The organism is Lysinibacillus sp. G1-3, assembly GCF_056322905.1.
Map to the genome: position 1 here is coordinate 234,771 of NZ_JBWHYQ010000002.1, position 19,083 is coordinate 253,853.

Consider the following 19,083-nt stretch of genomic DNA (forward strand, 5'->3'; position numbering starts at 1 on the left):
TATAAATACGCACAAAGAACATATGTTCTTCACTTGAAAAAACAGCACTTAATTATTAATTATAGAAATAATTTTCTGTTGAGCATCTAGAGCTTCAGGGATTGGCATAACAACAAACACATGATTCATTTTCGGATAAACAAAAGTATTGAGTTCAATTCCCTGTTCAGTTAGTTCTTCATCAAGTCTTATTGCATCTGGATATAAACATTCGTGCGTTCCAATAAAATGAGTTATCTTTCCAAGTCCTTTAAAGTCACCGAATATTGGACTAATCAATGGATCTTTTAAATCTTTATCAGCTGCCCATAACTTAGTAATGACTACCATTCCTTCACTTGCTAACATCGGATCGATTTCTTCATATTCAGCTATAAGAGGATTTTCAAAAGTCAAATCAACACTTGCTGATAATAAAATAATGTCTTTCGGTTGAGGCAAATTGTTCAATTTTATAACATGGGCCAGGCCTAGTGCTATATTACCGCCCGCCGAATCCCCCATGATCGTTAATTGATTTGAATTTTCAGCAGTTGCAAGCATTTCTTTATATAGGTTTAGAATTTTCGGGTAAGTATCCTTATAGTTAAAATGAGGCACTTTAGGATAAATCGGTACAATTATTTTCGCATTCAAAGATTGCGCCATTTTATCCAAGAACAACCAATGGAAACTTAAAGGTTGCTCCGTCCAAGCACCACCGTGTAGATATAAAATAGCTTTTCGCTTCAAAGACTTTTCGTCATTTAATGTGAAAACTTGCATTCCCTCGAATACATGCTCCTTAACTTCACTTAAAAATGTAACATCCTCTCCAATAACATATGGTTTAGTGTTTTCAGTTCCTCTTTCCTTAACAAACTGTTCAGTATTTGCAATACTAGAAAAACTCTCTTTATTACTTTCAGCAATTATCCATTTTTCGAATTGAATACTTTCTTCAGAACGTTCTCCGTTATAAATAGTTACACTCATCTTTTAGTTTTCTCCCCTTTAAATAATCATTTTTATCGTCCATTTTGTTTCAAAACACAGAATAATGATATGTAATAGCCGTAAATCTTAGAAGTTTTCAAACTGTTTTACATCTTCATTATACTTTATTATCCTTTTTTTCCTAAATATAAAAAAGCCCAAAACTATTTCTCCACTTTTAAGACAAATAGTTTTGGACTCTTAAATTAAAACAATCGATTCATATACTTTCCTCTAGTTCGTTTAAAGGCTATTAGAATCCCTTTTAAGAGCAATTCAATAATTTCGAAGTAAGTAAACGACAAGAAGTTTGCAACGTCTAGAAAACGCTATATTTCGCTCTAGGACGTTGCAAACAACTAATTTAGCTTATTTTGTTATACGTGTACCTGCTTTTCCGTCTAATGCAGCTATCGCTTGATCTAATGAACAAATAATTGCCTCTTTACCTAATTTCGCAAATTCTATAGCTGCTTGCATTTTTGGTAACATACTTCCTGCTGGGAATTGTCCTTCTGCAACATACTGTTCAGCTTCTGCTACTGTAATGTGGCTTAATTTTTGCTCATTTTCTTTCCCAAAATTAATATAGACATTTGGTACATCTGTTAGCATCATGAAAACATCCGCCGCCACTTGTTGTGCAAGCTTTAATCCTGAACGATCTTTGTCAATGACTGCTTCAATACCATGTAATTGACCATTGTCTTCACGATATACAGGTATACCGCCGCCACCAGATGAAATAACGATTGTATCATCAATTAAACGTTTAATTTCGTCTATACCATGAATGACTTGTGGTTCTGGTGAAGGGACTACTCGTCTGTAACCCCGTCCTGCATCTTCCGCCATCGTAAAGCCTTGCGCTTCTAGACGTTTCGCTTCTTCCTCCGAGAAAAATACACCAATCGGTTTAGTCGGATTTTTAAACGCTTGATCTTCCTTGGCCACTTCAACCATTGTGAGCAATGTCACCACGTTTGTAGCAATGCCTCGTTCTTTCATATGGTTTTTTAAAGCTGTTTCCATCATATAACCAATGAACCCTTGTGATTCTGCGTTACAAACATGGATTGGTAGTGGTTCAACAACATTTTTTGCAGCTTCGTTCTGAGCAATAATATTTCCTACTTGCGGACCATTGCCGTGTGTAATGACAATTTTATGCCCCGCTTCTCGAATTTCCACCATATGGCCTGTTGCCGACACTACGTTTTTAAATTGATTATCATAAGTTGCTTCTTGTTTTGGCTGTAAAATGGCATTACCGCCCAAAGCAATAACTACACTTTTCCCCATTTCTTTCACTCCTTAGTTAATGACATATAAATGCCATATAACGTATCCATCCCGGATGATGATCCTACATCTATCAGCCGTTTCATGCTTTCTAAAGATGGATCATGTTGCAATGCTGTAATCTTCGAACTAAATAGACCATCTAAAGCACATGTTATAAAACTCTTGCTAACAATGGTCGTTAACGGTTCCTTCATTAAAGCTTTTAACGTTTCGAGATGTTTATGTTCGATAAAATAATTGATAAAATGCCCGTACAAAATGCCGACCAGTATATCGTCACCAGTTGGTGTTAGGCCTTGTCCACGTCCAATGAAGTAACGAAATGTCTCTTCAAGATTTTCAGTTGGATCGTGTAATCGATTGATCAAGGACAACACACGTGCACGTTCAAAATCTGTTGATTCATAGCAATTAAATGAAATGTCTTGAAAATTTTCTTTTAATTGAGTAATATTTGCATGTTCAAAATCCATATTTAAAGGGAGTGTTTTTGAATTAAACAACATGTCAAAACCGTTATGAGACAGACGATTATGACGAACTGTTAACGTATCTCCCACTTGAATAAAGGCCTTCATCGTTTCTTTCGTTTGTGGATTAAGCAATATACCAAACGGAAATGTCCCATTTTCATCGGTACCAGCAAATATCAATTCACCATTTTGATCAACGATATTCAACCCTTTTTCAAAAATACTATGCACGGAAAAGGTATTACCTTCATTTAACAATTGAAGTGCGGTTAAACCAACCGCACTTGCTTGTAAAATCATCCTTTAAAACCTAGCTTTTCAGCATAAGCTGTAATAGCTTTCTCGAAACATTCGATTGGTGGATGGACTGTACCGGCACCAATTTGTCCGTAACCCGCAATTTTGTGGGCAATACCTGTGTTGATGACTGGAGTGATTCCTGTTTCAACAACTTTCCTAGCATCGATACCTAAACATGCGCCTTTGAAGTCCCAAGTTGGGATGACAAAGTTCGGGTTTTCACTAATACAAATTTCAGTCATTTGATTACTAGTTTCAAGCGCATCATTAAATCCGCCCGTACCTACAAAGCGTGTAACTGCAGGAGCTGCAATCATTGCCATACCGCCAACGCCAATTGTTTCAGTAATCGCTGAATCACCCATATCTGTGTTTGCATCTTCTGCTGAGTAACCAGTGAAATATAATCCTTGTGGCGTATTAACAGGAGCCGTAAACCATTCGTCTCCCATACCCGCAATGCGAATACCAAAGTTTTCACCGTTTCGACACATCGCAGTAACAACTGTACCGTGTTCGATCGTACGTGCTGCATCCATCATCGCTTTACCAGCCGCCATGGCAATGTTTAAGAAAAATTGGTCTGTGTCAGCTAAGAACTGGATTACTTCTGTACATTGTTCTTTTTCAACGTCTTCTAATGACGTAATGATTGGCGCTATTTCTTTTAAAAACGCAAGTGAAGCAGCAATATTACGTTGGTGGAATTCATCACCCATGGCAATCGCTTTCGCAAACAATACGTTAACGTTCAAGCCTTCATCCAATGTTCTTAATGCTTTACTTAACACTGGACCTAATACGTCTTTCATCCAATGTAAACGGTTGATTACTTGCTCATTATAAGCACCAAAGCGTAATACGGCTCCAATGCCTTCGTTCATTTGACAGTACGCCTCGTGACCACTCTCTTTGTTAACAACGACAAGGACTGGCATATTAGGTGATGTGATACCACCCATTGGCCCAACCGCATTCACATGGTGACATGGAATGAATGTAATCTGATCGTTTTCAAGTAAATCACGTGCACCCTCCTCGTCTTTTGCCCATCCTTCAAAAAGGATTGCGCCAACGCAGGAACCTTGCATAGGATCTGTCATGTTTTCATATTTCATTGGAGGTCCAGCATGTAATAATACATACTCTTTTAATTCTGGAATAACAGACTTAGCAGGTACAACATCCGTTAAGAACGGTGCTGCTACTATGATCTTTTGAATAACGGCTTCGTTCGCTTCATTTATTGTTCTGAAACCCATTAGATTGTACCTCCTTCATAATAGTTTAAGAATTGAAGTACTTTCATTAACTTCTCATCGCCACCAGCAATAGGACGCCAGTTAAATTGAACACACTCCGAGCCACTGTTTTGAACAGCTTCTGTAAAGCTTTTTAGCCCAATATTGATCACGCTTGGTTTCATATTGATTAAGGACATAATTTTCTCATCCACTACTAAGTTTTCTTTTGTATAGTCAAATTTTTGTACATCAGTAATAGGTTGTTCCACTTTGCCGCCAACAAGTTGGATAGCAGTGCGAACCATTTGGTCGTTTGTCTTACAAATAATTGCGCCACTCTCTTTTAAGATCTCAATTTGTTTATCGTAACCTTGGATGTCCTGTGCTGTACCTACAACTGTTGCAAGCACTGCAAGTTGACGACCATCTTGACGTGCGCTGTCTAAAATACGTTTGATTGCTGGTGCTAGTTCACTGGCCATATCTTCATGACCACCGTTACCGATTACGTTATCAATCATAATGACCGCTGTTTCAGGATCGTTAACGGATTTTTCAAGCATTTCGATACGTTTTTCAGGATCAATCATCGGGTGTGGTTTGCCTTTTGTATAAACATCATCACCTAAATCGATAATTTCATGATTTTTTGTTTTTAAAACAAAGTTATCGTTCTGTTCTTCCGATATCGTATCTTTGAAAGCATCTCTCACTAGCATCGCTGCTTCAGATGCTAACGTACCGCCTGAATAATAACCTTTTATACCAACTTGTGATTCTTGTAATAAAACGTTTACACGTTCAGCTGTTGTTGGTTCAAAATTCGGTTTATCCCCATTTGATAATTGGACAGCTACAACTGCTGCTTCTTCAAGTGTATAAGCATGATAGATGTTCTCTTCTTGATAGGAAGGTTTGTCACCTAAAAATAGCGTAACAATTGGTTTATCAATATTTCTTAATAAGTTTAATACTTTGCGTTGTACTTCCTCCGCAGGTGGTTTGGAGATCACTGTAATTACTTTTACTTTCGGATCTTGATTTAACGCTTTGATGCTATCTAACATAGTGATGGCACCAACTTCCGTCGATAAATCACGTCCACCTGTACCAAGAGCGTTTGTAACACCTTTACCATAACGGTCAATAATTGTTGTGACTTCTTGGATTCCTGTACCAGATGCCCCAACAATACCGATATCACCTTCGTTGACGTTATTTGTAAAGGCAAGAGGTACGCCGTGAATAAGTGCAGTACCACAGTCTGGACCCATCACTAATAACCCTTTTTCATGCGCTTTTTGTTTCAATTTCACTTCGTCTTCTTTCGAAACATTGTCACTGAACATGAATACATGTAAGCCTTCGTTCAATGCGTTTTCCGCTTCCATTGCTGCATATTGACCAGGAATTGAAATTAACGCTAAGTTCGGATTGTTCGCGAGCTCCATTGCACGTTTCCAGTTATGTGCTTCTTGATCTTTAGACGTATTTTGTGAATCTGATTCACCTTTTAAAGCGATCTCAACTTCTTCTTTCACTTCGTCTACTTTTTCTTCTTGATCTGTATCTACAACGATGACAATATCATTTGGCTTTGCGTTTTCTAATTCATCCGTACCTAAGCCAGAAGATTTAAAAATGTCTTTGTTCGCTGGTGTTCCCATCATGATTGATACTTTGTTTACACCATCAATTGCAGATAATTTATTTGATAAAAGCATTAACACGATAGAGTCTTTATAAGTGTTTTCTTTTATAATTGTGTATAACATGATGATCCTCCAATTTATTATTCTGCAAATCTGTTTTTTCCATGATAACGATCGTAATGAACGTCGTCTGACACAAGATAGTTGTAAATGTCGTCTACGATTTCAATACCTTCCTTATCATATTCTTTACTTCTTAATATACCGCGTTCACCTGGATAATAAATTTCTCCATAGCCCTCTGCCGCTGGCTGCGCTTTTAATTCATTAAGCATCGTTGTAATTTGTTGTTTAAAAGTATCTAAATTTGTGAAATAGGCAGGGTTAATCACGATATGAATTTGACCTAAATCGCGCCCTTTAGTTAAGTCTTGATACATAGAAGACACATGTATACCATGTGGGACTCCTAGAAGACTACCTGATAAAATATCTACCATCATCATCAAGCCGTATCCTTTTGGACCTGCAATTGGCAGGAGTGCATGAACATCTCTTGCATTCGTTGTTGGCGCACCAGTAGCATCAACAGCCCATGTATCTGGAATCGATGCATTTTTACTTCTTGCATCTAAGATTTTGCCCCATGCTTGGACAGTAGTCGCCATATCAAATGTAATGATACGGTCATCAGCAGAAGGTGCACTATAGGCAATTGGATTTGTCCCAAAATAAGGTTCTGTTCCGCCAAACGGTACAACCATTGGATCTGATTGACACATACTTAGAGCAACCATATCTTGTTCCGCTGCCATTTCAACAAAGTAACCTAATGCACCACTATGTGAGATATTTTTCATACCAACTACGGCAACACCTGATTTTTTAGCCATTTCAATCGCTTTTTCCATCGCTTGTTTTGCTATTTGGTGACCTGGACCATTATCCCCACCAAAGACAGCAGAGCAAGGTCCTGTTTGTTCAAATGTATAGTTTGGATTTGTTGTAATACCACCTTTTGCAATTCGTTCAGAATAGTATTCAACACGTACGGCACCATGGGAGTGAATACCTCTATGATCGGCGTATGTTAATACGTCTGCAACATCATGTGCCGCTCCTTCATTTAATCCCGCTTTTATAAACTTTTGTTTCATTAAATTAAATAGTTCTTCCTTCGATACACGCATATTGTCAGCCCCTTCTCTTACATCACTAAAATATTTTGTCAGATTCTACATAAGTGAATTTCTTTTGTAACGGATATACCTAATGAACCTTTCAATAGCTTCAAAGATTCATTAGGCCTCCTCTTTATAGGTCAATGTCTCGGTTAGCATCTTTAGAATAAATGTATGAGAATGGTTCATCTAAACCAATTGCATAAGTTGCCTGAGGTACATAAGCGCCCATAAAGATATAGTCCCCTTTATCAACTGGCATCCATTCGTTGTCTAAGTTGTACATGCCTCGCCCACTTAAAACGTACGCGCCGTGTTCTTGGACATGTGTTTCAATGTAACCATGTGAAGCACCTGGTTTGAATGAAAGAATATGAATATTCATGTCATATCCAATTTCTTTTGGTAATAAATCTTGGATTAATACTTCTTTCATACCTTCATAAGCTTCTTGTTTAATGTCGTTCACATTACCTGTCACTACATCAGGTGTATGCCCTTTAAGTGGATGGCCTTTAAGTGGTTGATAACGTTTTTTATATAAAAATAAGCGGCTATCCTCACCGTTATTATTATTTTCAAAAGTTAACTGTAAGTGTGGCGGTACATATAAGTATCCACCTGCCGTTAATTCGTATTTTTCACCAGCTGCATAAGCGTTGATTGTGCCATAAATAACGTATACAAACGATTGAATACCTTCACCAGCGAAACCAGTTTTATTTCCACCTTCGTTTTTAACCGTTACTAAGTAATCTACGAATCTTGCGCCTAAACGTGGAGATCCTAAGATTGTTACGTCACAATCTTGAAAGCCAGGTACAACATTATTCACTAAGCCGTCTGGTGTGATTAATGCGTAATTATCTTTTTTAATGACAGAACGTGTTTCTAATAAACCTTCTCTGTATCCTTGATTTAGATTTAAGTAACCCATAAATAAGTCCGCTCCTGTTCAATGTTTATTCTTTATACGCCAGTTCATAAAGTACTTCTGCTAATACTTCGATACCTTTAACAAGGTCTTCTATCTTCGTCTCTTCTGTAATATTGTGACTAATTCCACCAATAGAAGGTACAAACAACATCGCCGTTGGAACATATTGCGCGAAGATTTGTGAGTCATGTCCTGCACCAGATGGCATCACTTTATAACGATCACCTACATTATTCTTTGCTGCTAGTTCAATGATTTGAACGATATCTTTGTCCATCAATGTTGGTGCCTCATCCATCCATAAATTAATGTCGTAAGTCATGCTATTTGCTTCGGCGACTAATTTAATTTTGTCTTCGATTTCTGCTGCAAAATCATTTAGTATTTGCTGATCAATATGACGACAATCTATTGAGAACGTAATTTCACCTGGAACTACATTTACTGTGTTTGGTACAAGTGTGACATGACCGAACGTTAACACCAGTGGTTCCCCAATTTCTCTAGCACGTTTTGTTAAGTCCGAGACAATTTCACTATAGGCAACAACTGTATCGCGACGTAATGACATTGGCGTAGTACCAGCGTGGTTTGCTTCACCTTTTAAGTTAATCGTGAAGCGTTTTTGACCGACGATGCCATTAACAACACCGATTGTTTTGTTTTCTGTCTCTAACACTTTACCTTGTTCAATATGAATTTCAACAAATGCTTTGATGTCCTTACGAACGTCAGTAGTTTTTCGATAATCAAAGCCTGATTGACGCATCGCATCTTCGAACTTAATACCCTCAGCATCTTCAATTGTGTCAACATCCGATTTTTCAGCTAGGTTAAAGAAGTTTTTGCTACCCCAAAATGTATAAGGGAAACGACTACCTTCTTCTTCTGCAAGTGATAATACTTCTAGAGATCGTAGTGGTTGACCATATTTTTCTTTTAAATATTTCACAGCAACAAGTGCAGATAAGATACCGTATTGCCCATCCAGATGCCCACCTTCAACAACTGTGTCGATATGTGAACCTGTCAAAATTGTTTCTTTTGGATATTTACTTCCAACAAGACGTCCAGATAAGTTCCCTATGTCGTCAAAACTTGCTTCTAATCCTTCTTCTTTGAATGTTTTTTCCAGCTCACGAACTGCCTCATTCCATTCTTGAGAATATAAAAGGCGTGTAATTCCACCTTGTTCTAAGCCACCAAAACCTGTGAATTTCTTATCTAAAGCTTCAAAAGTTAATTGAATATCCATTACTCTTTCACTCCTTCCTTCTACACTTTTATTATAGGTCCTTCCTCATAACCATTCATTGACACAACGAACAATAATGGAGGGTCGTTTTATGCACTTTAGACAAAAAAATTGGTAAAGAGCTGTGAGGTAAAAAAGAATGCTGTTCGCTATCGATTATGTAAAGGTACTAATAAGGCGTTTGAGCGGAGCAAATAATCGAGTTTATCTTTATGTAAAAACAAAAACCACATAGTAAATCTATGTAAAAACTTAGATTTACTATGTGGTATATTCATTATTTACGTCATTAGAGGATAAACGATAACCCAAGTGTCATGATACATACGAGTAGAAGCAAGCCTAAACTGTATCGTATTGTATATTGAAAGATTTTTGACTCATTCCCGGTTTGATTAACAGCTGCCGCAGCAATCGCTATAGATTGTGGTGAAATCAATTTTGCTACGCTTCCTCCAGCAGTATTAGCTGCCATTAGCAACGATGGTGAGATGCCGATCTGCGTTCCGGTAACTACCTGCAAGCTGCCAAATAATGCGTTATTATTCACAACAGACCCCGTGAGAAAGACACCAATCCATCCTAACACTGGACTAACAAATGGGAAAAATTCACCCGTTTTAGCAAGCGCCAGTCCTAGAGAAGTGCTAAGACCAGAAAAGTCCGAAAGATTAGCAAAAGCCATTACAAGTACGATTGTAAGAATCGGTAACCATAGTTCTTTAATCGTGTCACCTAACAAATGAACGGATTGTCTGATGTTTAACGCAGGAAACAGGACACTTGTTAAAATGATGGCCAATAAAATTGCCGTTCCCGTAGCAGAAACAAAGTTAATATTTAAAATAGCTGGTATAGAATTTGCTTCTGTTACGATCGGTGGTGTACGCATAATTTGATCATGTAATCCTGGAATTTTCAAAGCGACAGTCGTAAAATCAAGTACACCACCATCTACAAATAATTGTTTAAATATAGGCAAGCTCCAAATGGCAATAACACCTGTAAGTATATAAAATGGTGACCATGCTACCAAAATCTCTTTCATCGTATAGTTTTTTAATTTACCTGTAAGTTCTACTCCGGGCTCATGGTAAATCGTTTTCGGTTGCCATTTCCTTAAGAATAACGCTAAAGCAACCATACTAACTAAAGAAGGAATAATATTCGCAAGCTCCGGACCGATCATAGTAATTGTCAGTAAATGAAGCACTGAATAGACACTACTAACGACTAAAATAGCTGGGAATATTTCTTTTATTCCCTTGATTCCATCTAAAATAAAAATGAGGAGAAAAGGTACGAGAAATGAAATTAAAGGTAATAGATAGGCTGTCATTCTTGACAGTTCTAACGTTTCCAACCCACCTACTTCAGCACCAGTAATGACTGGAATTCCAACTGTACCAAATGCGCCCGTAGAGGCATTGGCGATTAGACAAAGTCCAGCAGCTTTAATCGGATTAAAACCAAGCGTCACAAGTAAGGCTGCACAAATAGCGATTGGAACACCTAATCCGGCCGCTCCTTCCAAGAAGGCATTAAAACAGAAACCAATGAGCAATAATTGCAGTCTTTGATCCTCGGTAATATTCGCTATACTACCACGTACGATTTCAAATTTTCCAGTTTTCACAGAAATTTTGTACAACCAAACAGCCATTATGACGATATAACCAATAGGCCACAGCGCTTTGCCTGTTCCTAGAAGAATGGCCGCGAAAGCTTTGCCAATCGGCATATCAAAAATTCCGACTGAAATGATCATAGTAACCCCTAAAGTTAAGGCTGCTGCATAAATCCCTTTTAACTTAAAGATTGTTAAACTAAGTAGAAATAGGAGTATAGGAAGAAAGGCTATGATGCCACTCACTATTTCGTTTCCAAGTGGATTGTATTGTTGATCCCACATCGTTGTCACTTCTTTCTAACATGGTTTAGTTGAGTAAAGGTGATTTCTTTGTTCGAGCTACTTTATCATGCTATCCTTGTTGTAACCCGCTTTTCAAAAACAAAGCATTACATAGAATATTTTGACCTAGTTCAGCATATGAATCTCCTTTACTATTTCGAAATAAAGAATTATACGTATAATAACCTTCGAAAATAGTATACAATCAGAGAGATAGCTTATCCTTGTAGCATCTTACATATTTAAATAATATTTTGGCTTTTTCTAACAAAGATAGAGGAGATGATTCTTGTGACAACATTAAAAGAAATTATGTCTGTCCAACAATTTTCTGATTTAATATTGTTAAATGATGAGGGCGATTTAGAAAGAGAAGTAGAAATGGTTGATATTACGGAAACGCCTGACATTAAAGATTTCACAGCACCACATTCATTTATCGTCACTACGGGTATGTGTTATCAAGACGACCAATCCGGATTAATAGATCTCATACGAGAATTAAATGATATACAAGTTGCCGGTATAGGCGTTAAGTTATCGCGCTTTTTAGAAAAGATCGACGAGGAAGTATTAGAATATGCAAATGAGTTAAAATTCCCCATTATCAGAATCCCTGATAGTTGGAATCTTGGATCCATTACACACCATATATCATCCTATATATTGGATGAAGAAACTGAAAAGTTATATTTCGCATTAGATATCCAACAAGAATTAAATACAATGCTTATGAGAGGTTTGAGCTTGGAAATGATGATTGAACGTATGAGCAGACTCCTCAGAGTCCCGGTGATGCTCTTAAATCCTTTCCATCAAATTAAATCGATGAGCCATCACTTCCACGAACACTCAGAGCAAGTTCAAAAAAATCTTAGTTACTTCAAAAGATGCGTTAATTCCAATCAAATTTCACCTAATAATAAAGCATCTTTCCAAGAAGAACATATTATATTTGAGGTTCCAGCATTTAAATATTTTCCATATTATTTGATGGTCTCAAATGTCAATACGCTTACGTATCCATTTAGTTTGCTTGCCATAGAACAAGCTGTCAATACACTCAGTCTTGCCATCTATAAAAATAGTAAAATCAAAGAAGCGGAACAACAAGATGTAAACCGCTTTTTCGAAACGTTAATGTCTGAACATCCTGATAATCTTATTTCAGTTAAACAACACCCTGAGTTTTTAAAAAAGCATCTTATCCAACCATCTAATTTCTATCAAGTGATCGTTTGTGCAATTGATCAAGAAAGAGATGTGGAAAATAATATTTATTTGAATGAGCGCTATCAGATGACCTTTGAATGGCTCACACATAAGTTGACGGACATTGATCCTTCTATCAGTGTCTATAGGTCTCCAGGGAATCATCGGTTTACGATACTATTACAAACGAAACATCAATATTATTTAGATTACTGCAAATATATCCAAAAAGAATATCAAAAACTTTTTAATAGTACACTTTCATTTGGTATTGGAAATGAAGTCACTGAATTCTCACAGTTACCACTCTCTTATTTCGAAGCGAATGAAGCTTTTGATCACAAGTCTGAAAGTGGGAAAATAGAATTTATAGAACTCTATAAATCTAAAAGTGTAGAAGAATTATTACAACTTATTCCAGCCAATAAATTAAAGCCGTTTATCACGTATACGCTAGGTTCATTAGCCTATCCGAAAACAACGAAAGAAAAAGAACTAAAACATACATTGAAAATCTATTTGGCGAACCATTGTGATCTTACAAAAACTTCAGAGGATATATTTATTCATCGCAATACGGTCAAATATCGGATTAAAAAATGTGAAGAGATTTTAGGCCAGCCTATCGAAGCGCCTGATATTTCACTGGATTTACGATTAGCGTTATTTGCATCAGAGAAAATAACGTTTTAATGTTAAAAACCCGCTAAAAAGCTGTTATGAATGCTTTTTAGCGGGATTCTTATTGCCTACTTTACCGCTACACTTGCTTCCCCACCTCAATTATGAGCATGCAAAATGTAGTAGCTCCTCTTCAGCTAAAGCTCCAGTTAACCATCCGTGAAGCACAAAAATCAGCACTTTACCACAGAAAATGAAAGATGATTATGTTCTTTCGTGGGAGTTCAACATCAATAGTTCATTAATTTTTTATTTTCCTTTATGTAGAAACTTCAAATATAGAAAGAAGGAAATTAATAATACTATTGCATAAAACCAAATTGAAAGATACCAAACATTTTTAAATTCTACCCAAAAACCCCTTCCACCTAGTTCTGGAGGCAAAGCTGAATAAATTGACACTTCCATATATAGCATTAAACTGAAAAATAAGAATAAAGGAAGAAAAAATACCCACATTAAAAGATTGGATTTCATAAAAGTCTCCTTTCTATTTCACAAAGCTATTAATAGCAGTATAGAATTTAAAAGTTTAACGTTTATCATTGGGTGAAAGTTCCAATTTTAAAAGAAGATTGTACTCCAACTACACTGCTTAGTTAGCTCAATAAGAAAAATGAATCCATGTTGCGGTTGGTGATCCTGCCGAAAAACACTGCCAAACCAATAATAGATAAAATACTATATACACACTAAATCGAAAAGGCAGTAGTGACAAGAATTTGTTTCTTGTTACTACTGCTTAATTCAGTTGTTATATTGAACACGGATTGCATGGGGTTGTACAACTCTTGTTTTATATAAATTTAGAACATTAGCTTGTAAGACTTCGATAAATTCCGCTAGCTTTAGACAGGAATTAGGAATAACAAAACTACCTATCAGCGGGAGAAGTATTAAACCTCCACTGATAGGTAGCTTTACTTTATTCATTAATTAGGGGGTTGATTGTTTTCTTCTCTTTCAACATCACGACAAGGAAGAATAAAATCGTTGCTGCTACAAGAAGTATTGCTGCAATATAGAATGCCAATACTTTCGAACCAGTGATATCACCAATATAACCAGTAAGAGTTGGCGCGATAACTGATGAAGTCATCCCAAAGAAGTTAAAGATACCTAGTGCTTTAGCCATGCTGTTGGAAGGTACTGAATCAGTTACATATGTGATTAAAACTGGATCAATAGCAAGTTTACCTAATAAACCATATAAAATTAGTGCTCCATAAAGGACAGCAGGGTTAGGTGCAAATACGGTTAAACTAATTGTTACGGCTGCACCAATTAACAAGAAGATAATTAATTTCTGACGCATATGTGCATTTTTATCAATATACTTAGAAAATATCAATGCACCAGGTACTGCTGTGACTGCAACTAAAGCAGCTACATATCCTACTGAACCTTGTTCGAATCCTTTTTCTGAGACAAGGAATGATGGTAACCACGTCACAATCATGTAATAACCATAACATGTTGCAAAATATACGAAATAAATAACTAATTTTTTTGGCGAGAATAATTCTACGCCTTGAGATACTGTGTTTTGTGCTGTTTTCTTATCTTCAGATGTTTCATTTGTAGCTGTTTTTTTGTCTTGTTTGACAAATAACATAAACACAAATGTTACAGCTACTATTAAAACTGCTATAATATACAGCATGAAATTCCATTTAATTTCAAGACCACCTACTAATACAGATGATCCTACTAGACCAATGACCATCCCTAATGCCGAACCACTGTTGATGATCGCATTAGAAAAACTTTTCTTATCTTTTGGCATATGTTTAGCTGATAAGGAGAACGCTGCACCATAATATGAACCAGTCGAAAGACCTGCCATTAAGGCGCCTATATAAACTTGAGTAATTGTCGTGCTTGATCCAATGACGAATGCTGCTAATGCAAAAATGATAAACGCAGGGATTAATACTCGTTTTTGTCCAAATTTATCGACGAGTATTCCTGATGGAATTTGCATACCAGTATAGGCAAAGAAATAAATTGAAGCAATAAGTCCTACTTGTGTATCGCTAATATTACCAAGCGATTCTTGAATTTGTGGATAGATTGGCGTAAGTATTGTACGATAAATCCAAATAACTACCCAACCTAAACATAGTGCAAAAATGATTTTTTTGTAATAATTCGGGTCATGTTTAACTGTTTGTTCCATGGTTGACACTCCCACTTTTTTAGTATTTACTGCTGTTATTACTTAACTTGATTGTAGATTACGAGTAGGTAAATAACATTGTTCACTTTGAACAAAAATAAAAATGACTTTAAACACTTTAGACAAAAGAGCATTCTCAAAATAAATAAAATTTCGTCTAAACCTATAAACCCTTGCTTTATGTTACTGTTGAATCTTTGAGAGGCTGTCTAAAAAGCCGAAAAAAAGCGGATTGAGAAAAACCTTTCGTTTCCTCAATCCGCTTCTCTAATTATTATGAAAAGGCTGATAAACAGTCAGATTTTGATCTGACTGTTTGGACAGCCTCGTTCTAAGATTCACATATGCCTGTGAAATATGTTAACCTCTCTTTTTTACGATGAAAACTAGTTAACCAACAGACGTGAAAGTTAACTCAATACTATTAATGCGGAATAAAACCAATTGGTGTTGGACCCGCAATTCCTAACATTACAAAATCTTTATTAGAATTATTTGTCATACCGTGCTTTTCACCCGGACGTGCAACAACAACATCACCAGCTTTAATTTGCACCATTTCACCACATTCTGGATAAAAATCTGCAGTTCCTTCAATAACAATCCAAATATCATCCGCTTGCTTATGCGAGTGAATGGGCAAATCTTGTCCTGGACGCATGCACCAGATAGCTCCAACTGTATTAGGTGTTTCATAGAAAATATGTTTTGTCGCTTCTTCATCTCTAAACTCTTGAATATCTGGCCAATGGAAAATACGATTTTTCAAATCATTTCTTGCTACTTTTTTAAATGTCATAGTATTTTCTCCTTGTTTCAAATTTCCAACTTCACCATACCCAAATGATTTAGCGTTATTAAACAACAAATAAAAACTTGTCGGATTTGCAAAAATACATCAAGGAATTATCTATTCATAATATTTTGAGGTTTACCCTCTAAAAATGCGATCGTGTTATCGAATGCAATTGTAGCACGCAATTCCATCGCTTCATTAGTAAGGAAACCTACGTGTGGTGTTAAAATTACATTTTTAGCGTGTAATAGTTTATAGTCTTCAGGAATAGGTGGTTCCATATCAAAAACGTCGATACCAGCCCCTGCAATTCGCCCTTTATTTAATGCATCTGCCAATGCATCATTATCAACAATCGGACCTCGTGCGCAGTTGATTAAAATAGCTGATTCCTTCATTAATTCTAATTTTTCTTTAGAGATTAATCCCTTTGTACTTGGTAGTAACGGAATATGTAAGGATACAATATCAGATTGTTTTAATACCTCATCTAATTCCATATACTCGATTCCTAAAGCTTCAGCTTCTGGATTTCTTCGGGATCGGTCTGCAGCCACAATTTTTGCGCCAAATGCTTTAAACAAATGAGCCGTCATCATGCCAATTTTACCTGTACCAATCAAACCAACTGTTTTCCCTTTAATTTCACGACCTTGGAATGCTCCTGGGAAATTAGCGAAACGAATCTCTTTATCCCCCTGAGTAATATGACGATACACATCTAATACTAAACCAATTGTTATTTCCGCAACTGCTTGATTTGCATAACCAGCCGCATTACATACCATAATATCTTGGTTTTTAGCTTGAGCGATCCCTACATGATCAACACCTGTAAAGGCAACATTGATTAGTTTTAGATTGTCGTTTTTATCAATGACTTCTGTAGGATAAGGATTATTAGCAATCATAATAACATCTGCACCTTCACTACGTCTTGCTAATTCTGCCGAATCTGTTGTTTTCTCGTTGTAATAAACAAATTCATGACCTCGCTGTTTAATTGGTTCCGCTAATTTTTCAATGATCGAATCCGAAACATTTAATGGTTCTAATAATTTAACTAACATGTCATCAATTCCCTCCTATTATTTTGCAATACGTCTGTTGATTAACTAGGTACCATAGTTTAAAAATAGAAAGATCCCCGTTAAAATCACATATGAAGAGGTGAATGAAATTTCAGTTTTCACTTTGTATATTTTGCACAAAAAACAAAGTATTTTCATTTTTACTCACTTCTACTTTCTCCTATTTCCTTATGGTATTCCTTAATGCAATTGTAAGATAGGAGCATTTAAATAACATTGTTCACTTTTAACAAAAATAGAAACAACATTACATGTTTTTGACAAAAGCAAATATGAATAATAACTAAGGAACTATGTTTTATCGACCTTTTGAGTACTTTCTCTTTCTGCTTTCCGCGCGGTATTTTTTTCTCTACATTCAATAAAAAGCCCGTCTACCTCAAAGGTAAACGGACTGTTATAGCAAGTTTAATTGAAAAGTTTATAGTAATATTGCCAATTTTAAATCCCTCTTTTCATTATTAAGTAAGTAGCTATTACTAGAACAAACCCTCTCTCGCAACAATAAAAAGGGGTTTGTTTAGTCTGAAGCAACCATTTTTAATTGCTTTCTAAAACAAGTTGCCTTATTTTAAAAGTCAATGATGCTTTTTGATGCTGATAGTCCATTAATAATCAATTTAGTATTTTCTTTGTTTGCATTTTTATCATCATTGCAGAAACTAATCCGATACTAAGTGTTGTAGCAAGAAGAATGAATGCTAATGTAAAGCTACCAGTTTTCATAAAGTAAACAGATATAATGGGCGCAACACTTGTTCCAGCAAATAAAATAACCGTGTACATAGAGACTGCAATGCCACCCATTTTCCAGCCTAATTGACTAACAAGTGTCACTAATGAAGGGACAGCAAGAGCAATTCCACTAACAAATATGATACTAATGATGGATAAACCAATTATGTTTGAAATAACGCTCATCATGATTAGTGCGATAATCGAAAGAGTCAAGGCAACTTTAAGTACAAACAACACATTGAATCGTTTTGCTAATTTTCCTGCAAAAGGTGACATTATCATTCCTAAAATACCAAAAGATCGAATGTAAATTAGTTTCTGACTACTCATTCCAAAAGAAGCACTCGTAAGATACTCACCCAAAATAATATACATACTGACAAAAGACATTAATAGAACGAATGCAATTATATAACTGAATAATAAATTTCCATTGGTAAAAATAGTACCGATCTTTTTCATGGGCTCCCATATATTTTTGGTTTGCTTATGAACCACTCCTTTTGGTATAAACCACGATACTAGGAAGGCAGTAAAAATATACACTATAGAAAGAACATAAAATATTACATGCCAATGAGTATGTTCACTAACATATCCGCTAAATACCTGACCGACAATACCAGCTACAAGAAACCCCGTGCTTATAAAACCAACTGCCCCTACTTTTTTATCATTTGGAAATACCTCAAGAGTATATGCAAGTGCTACTGGTGAAAATGTAGCCGCCGCAAGTCCCTGTAACCCTCTTAGTAGTAGAATTAAAGAAAAATCAGTAACCATTCCTAACAGCAACGTTATAATACTTAATGAAAAAAGTCCTATAACAATCACATTTTTTCGTCCATATTTTTCTGATATAGCTCCATAGAAAAAACACCCAGTAGCAAATCCAAGTGAAAAAATACTTGAAGTGATGCCTGCTTTGGACAATGAAATATGATAATAATCACTGAAAAGACTAATAAGAGGTATTGTTAAATATAAACTAGACATAACTACCATCCCTGACCATGATAAAATAATTGTCATCAGAGAATAATTCACTTGGTTTCCTGTAATTGCTTTGTTCATACAATAAATCACCCTTTTTAATTTGATTGACTTATAGTTAGATAATCTAATTAAATGATTAAAAAAATTAAACTGCAC

At 36.0% G+C, this 19,083-nt stretch carries 14 protein-coding genes; 1 reads left to right on the top strand and 13 read right to left on the bottom strand.

All coding sequences use genetic code 11. The features are described from left to right. Positions 1–48 precede the first annotated feature (48 nt). The 9 genes from ACVYAD_RS03105 to ACVYAD_RS03145 form a co-directional block, all read right to left on the bottom strand. The gene (locus ACVYAD_RS03105) at positions 49–975 is read right to left on the bottom strand and encodes an alpha/beta hydrolase fold domain-containing protein (RefSeq protein WP_476424516.1); all 927 of its coding nucleotides are present in this window, start codon (positions 973–975) and stop codon (positions 49–51) included. Positions 976–1,344: 369 nt separating this feature from the next. Beyond that, a complete protein-coding gene (arcC, locus tag ACVYAD_RS03110; RefSeq protein ID WP_349657991.1) occupies positions 1,345–2,277 on the bottom strand; it encodes a carbamate kinase in 933 nt (310 codons plus the stop codon). Between the two features lie 5 nt (positions 2,278–2,282). After that, positions 2,283–3,053 carry an oxamate carbamoyltransferase subunit AllH family protein gene (locus ACVYAD_RS03115; RefSeq protein WP_476424518.1) on the bottom strand — a complete coding sequence of 257 codons (771 nt, stop codon included), beginning with the start codon at positions 3,051–3,053 and terminating at the stop codon, positions 2,283–2,285. Next, positions 3,050–4,315, bottom strand: coding sequence for a YlbE family protein (locus tag ACVYAD_RS03120; RefSeq protein WP_349657993.1), 1,266 nt, complete (start codon positions 4,313–4,315; stop codon positions 3,050–3,052). The genes ACVYAD_RS03115 and ACVYAD_RS03120 overlap by 4 nt, the downstream gene beginning before the upstream one ends. Then, a complete protein-coding gene (locus tag ACVYAD_RS03125) occupies positions 4,315–6,072 on the bottom strand; it encodes an acyl-CoA synthetase FdrA (RefSeq protein ID WP_476424521.1) in 1,758 nt (585 codons plus the stop codon). The genes ACVYAD_RS03120 and ACVYAD_RS03125 overlap by 1 nt, the downstream gene beginning before the upstream one ends. Positions 6,073–6,089: 17 nt before the next feature. After that, on the bottom strand, positions 6,090–7,139 hold the full coding sequence (allD, locus tag ACVYAD_RS03130) for an ureidoglycolate dehydrogenase (protein WP_349657995.1): 1,050 nt from the start codon (positions 7,137–7,139) through the stop codon (positions 6,090–6,092). 124 nt (positions 7,140–7,263) lie between these two features. Beyond that, positions 7,264–8,067: a (S)-ureidoglycine aminohydrolase gene (allE, locus tag ACVYAD_RS03135; RefSeq protein ID WP_349657996.1), complete on the bottom strand. Its 804-nt coding sequence runs from the start codon at positions 8,065–8,067 to the stop codon at positions 7,264–7,266. Positions 8,068–8,092: 25 nt separating this feature from the next. Further along, positions 8,093–9,322 (bottom strand): allantoate deiminase, encoded by a 1,230-nt coding sequence (gene allC, locus ACVYAD_RS03140; protein WP_476424523.1) that lies wholly within the window; start codon positions 9,320–9,322, stop codon positions 8,093–8,095. Between the two features lie 289 nt (positions 9,323–9,611). After that, a complete protein-coding gene (locus ACVYAD_RS03145) occupies positions 9,612–11,234 on the bottom strand; it encodes a lactate permease LctP family transporter (protein WP_476424525.1) in 1,623 nt (540 codons plus the stop codon). A 291-nt stretch (positions 11,235–11,525) separates the two neighbouring features. On the opposite strand from ACVYAD_RS03145, the gene ACVYAD_RS03150 reads away from it, so the two are divergent. Beyond that, the gene (locus ACVYAD_RS03150; protein ID WP_476424527.1) at positions 11,526–13,139 is read left to right on the top strand and encodes a PucR family transcriptional regulator; all 1,614 of its coding nucleotides are present in this window, start codon (positions 11,526–11,528) and stop codon (positions 13,137–13,139) included. A 913-nt stretch (positions 13,140–14,052) separates the two neighbouring features. Here the strand turns inward: ACVYAD_RS03150 and ACVYAD_RS03155 are convergent. The 4 genes from ACVYAD_RS03155 to ACVYAD_RS03170 all read right to left on the bottom strand — a co-directional run bounded on the left by ACVYAD_RS03155 (position 14,053) and on the right by ACVYAD_RS03170 (position 19,005). Then, positions 14,053–15,306, bottom strand: a complete 1,254-nt coding sequence (locus ACVYAD_RS03155) for an MFS transporter (RefSeq protein WP_476424528.1) — start codon at positions 15,304–15,306, stop codon at positions 14,053–14,055. A 424-nt stretch (positions 15,307–15,730) separates the two neighbouring features. Then, positions 15,731–16,105, bottom strand: coding sequence for a cupin domain-containing protein (locus ACVYAD_RS03160; protein WP_476424530.1), 375 nt, complete (start codon positions 16,103–16,105; stop codon positions 15,731–15,733). 107 nt (positions 16,106–16,212) lie between these two features. After that, on the bottom strand, positions 16,213–17,172 hold the full coding sequence (locus tag ACVYAD_RS03165; RefSeq protein WP_476424532.1) for a 2-hydroxyacid dehydrogenase: 960 nt from the start codon (positions 17,170–17,172) through the stop codon (positions 16,213–16,215). Between the two features lie 636 nt (positions 17,173–17,808). Further along, the gene (locus ACVYAD_RS03170) at positions 17,809–19,005 is read right to left on the bottom strand and encodes an MFS transporter (protein ID WP_476424534.1); all 1,197 of its coding nucleotides are present in this window, start codon (positions 19,003–19,005) and stop codon (positions 17,809–17,811) included. Between the last annotated feature and the right edge of the window lie 78 nt (positions 19,006–19,083).

What these genes read in the sequence shown, in the direction of transcription:
- allC (WP_476424523.1), bottom strand. Translation starts at nt 9,322, where the DNA reads ATGGATATTCAATTAACTTTTGAAGCTTTAGATAAGAAATTCACAGGT.
- ACVYAD_RS03145 (WP_476424525.1), bottom strand. Translation starts at nt 11,234, where the DNA reads ATGTGGGATCAACAATACAATCCACTTGGAAACGAAATAGTGAGTGGC.
- allD (WP_349657995.1), bottom strand. Translation starts at nt 7,139, where the DNA reads ATGCGTGTATCGAAGGAAGAACTATTTAATTTAATGAAACAAAAGTTT.
- ACVYAD_RS03105 (WP_476424516.1), bottom strand. Translation starts at nt 975, where the DNA reads ATGAGTGTAACTATTTATAACGGAGAACGTTCTGAAGAAAGTATTCAA.
- ACVYAD_RS03115 (WP_476424518.1), bottom strand. Translation starts at nt 3,053, where the DNA reads ATGATTTTACAAGCAAGTGCGGTTGGTTTAACCGCACTTCAATTGTTA.
- ACVYAD_RS03165 (WP_476424532.1), bottom strand. Translation starts at nt 17,172, where the DNA reads ATGTTAGTTAAATTATTAGAACCATTAAATGTTTCGGATTCGATCATT.
- allE (WP_349657996.1), bottom strand. Translation starts at nt 8,067, where the DNA reads ATGGGTTACTTAAATCTAAATCAAGGATACAGAGAAGGTTTATTAGAA.
- ACVYAD_RS03120 (WP_349657993.1), bottom strand. Translation starts at nt 4,315, where the DNA reads ATGGGTTTCAGAACAATAAATGAAGCGAACGAAGCCGTTATTCAAAAG.
- ACVYAD_RS03160 (WP_476424530.1), bottom strand. Translation starts at nt 16,105, where the DNA reads ATGACATTTAAAAAAGTAGCAAGAAATGATTTGAAAAATCGTATTTTC.
- ACVYAD_RS03125 (WP_476424521.1), bottom strand. Translation starts at nt 6,072, where the DNA reads ATGTTATACACAATTATAAAAGAAAACACTTATAAAGACTCTATCGTG.
- arcC (WP_349657991.1), bottom strand. Translation starts at nt 2,277, where the DNA reads ATGGGGAAAAGTGTAGTTATTGCTTTGGGCGGTAATGCCATTTTACAG.
- ACVYAD_RS03155 (WP_476424528.1), bottom strand. Translation starts at nt 15,306, where the DNA reads ATGGAACAAACAGTTAAACATGACCCGAATTATTACAAAAAAATCATT.
- ACVYAD_RS03170 (WP_476424534.1), bottom strand. Translation starts at nt 19,005, where the DNA reads ATGAACAAAGCAATTACAGGAAACCAAGTGAATTATTCTCTGATGACA.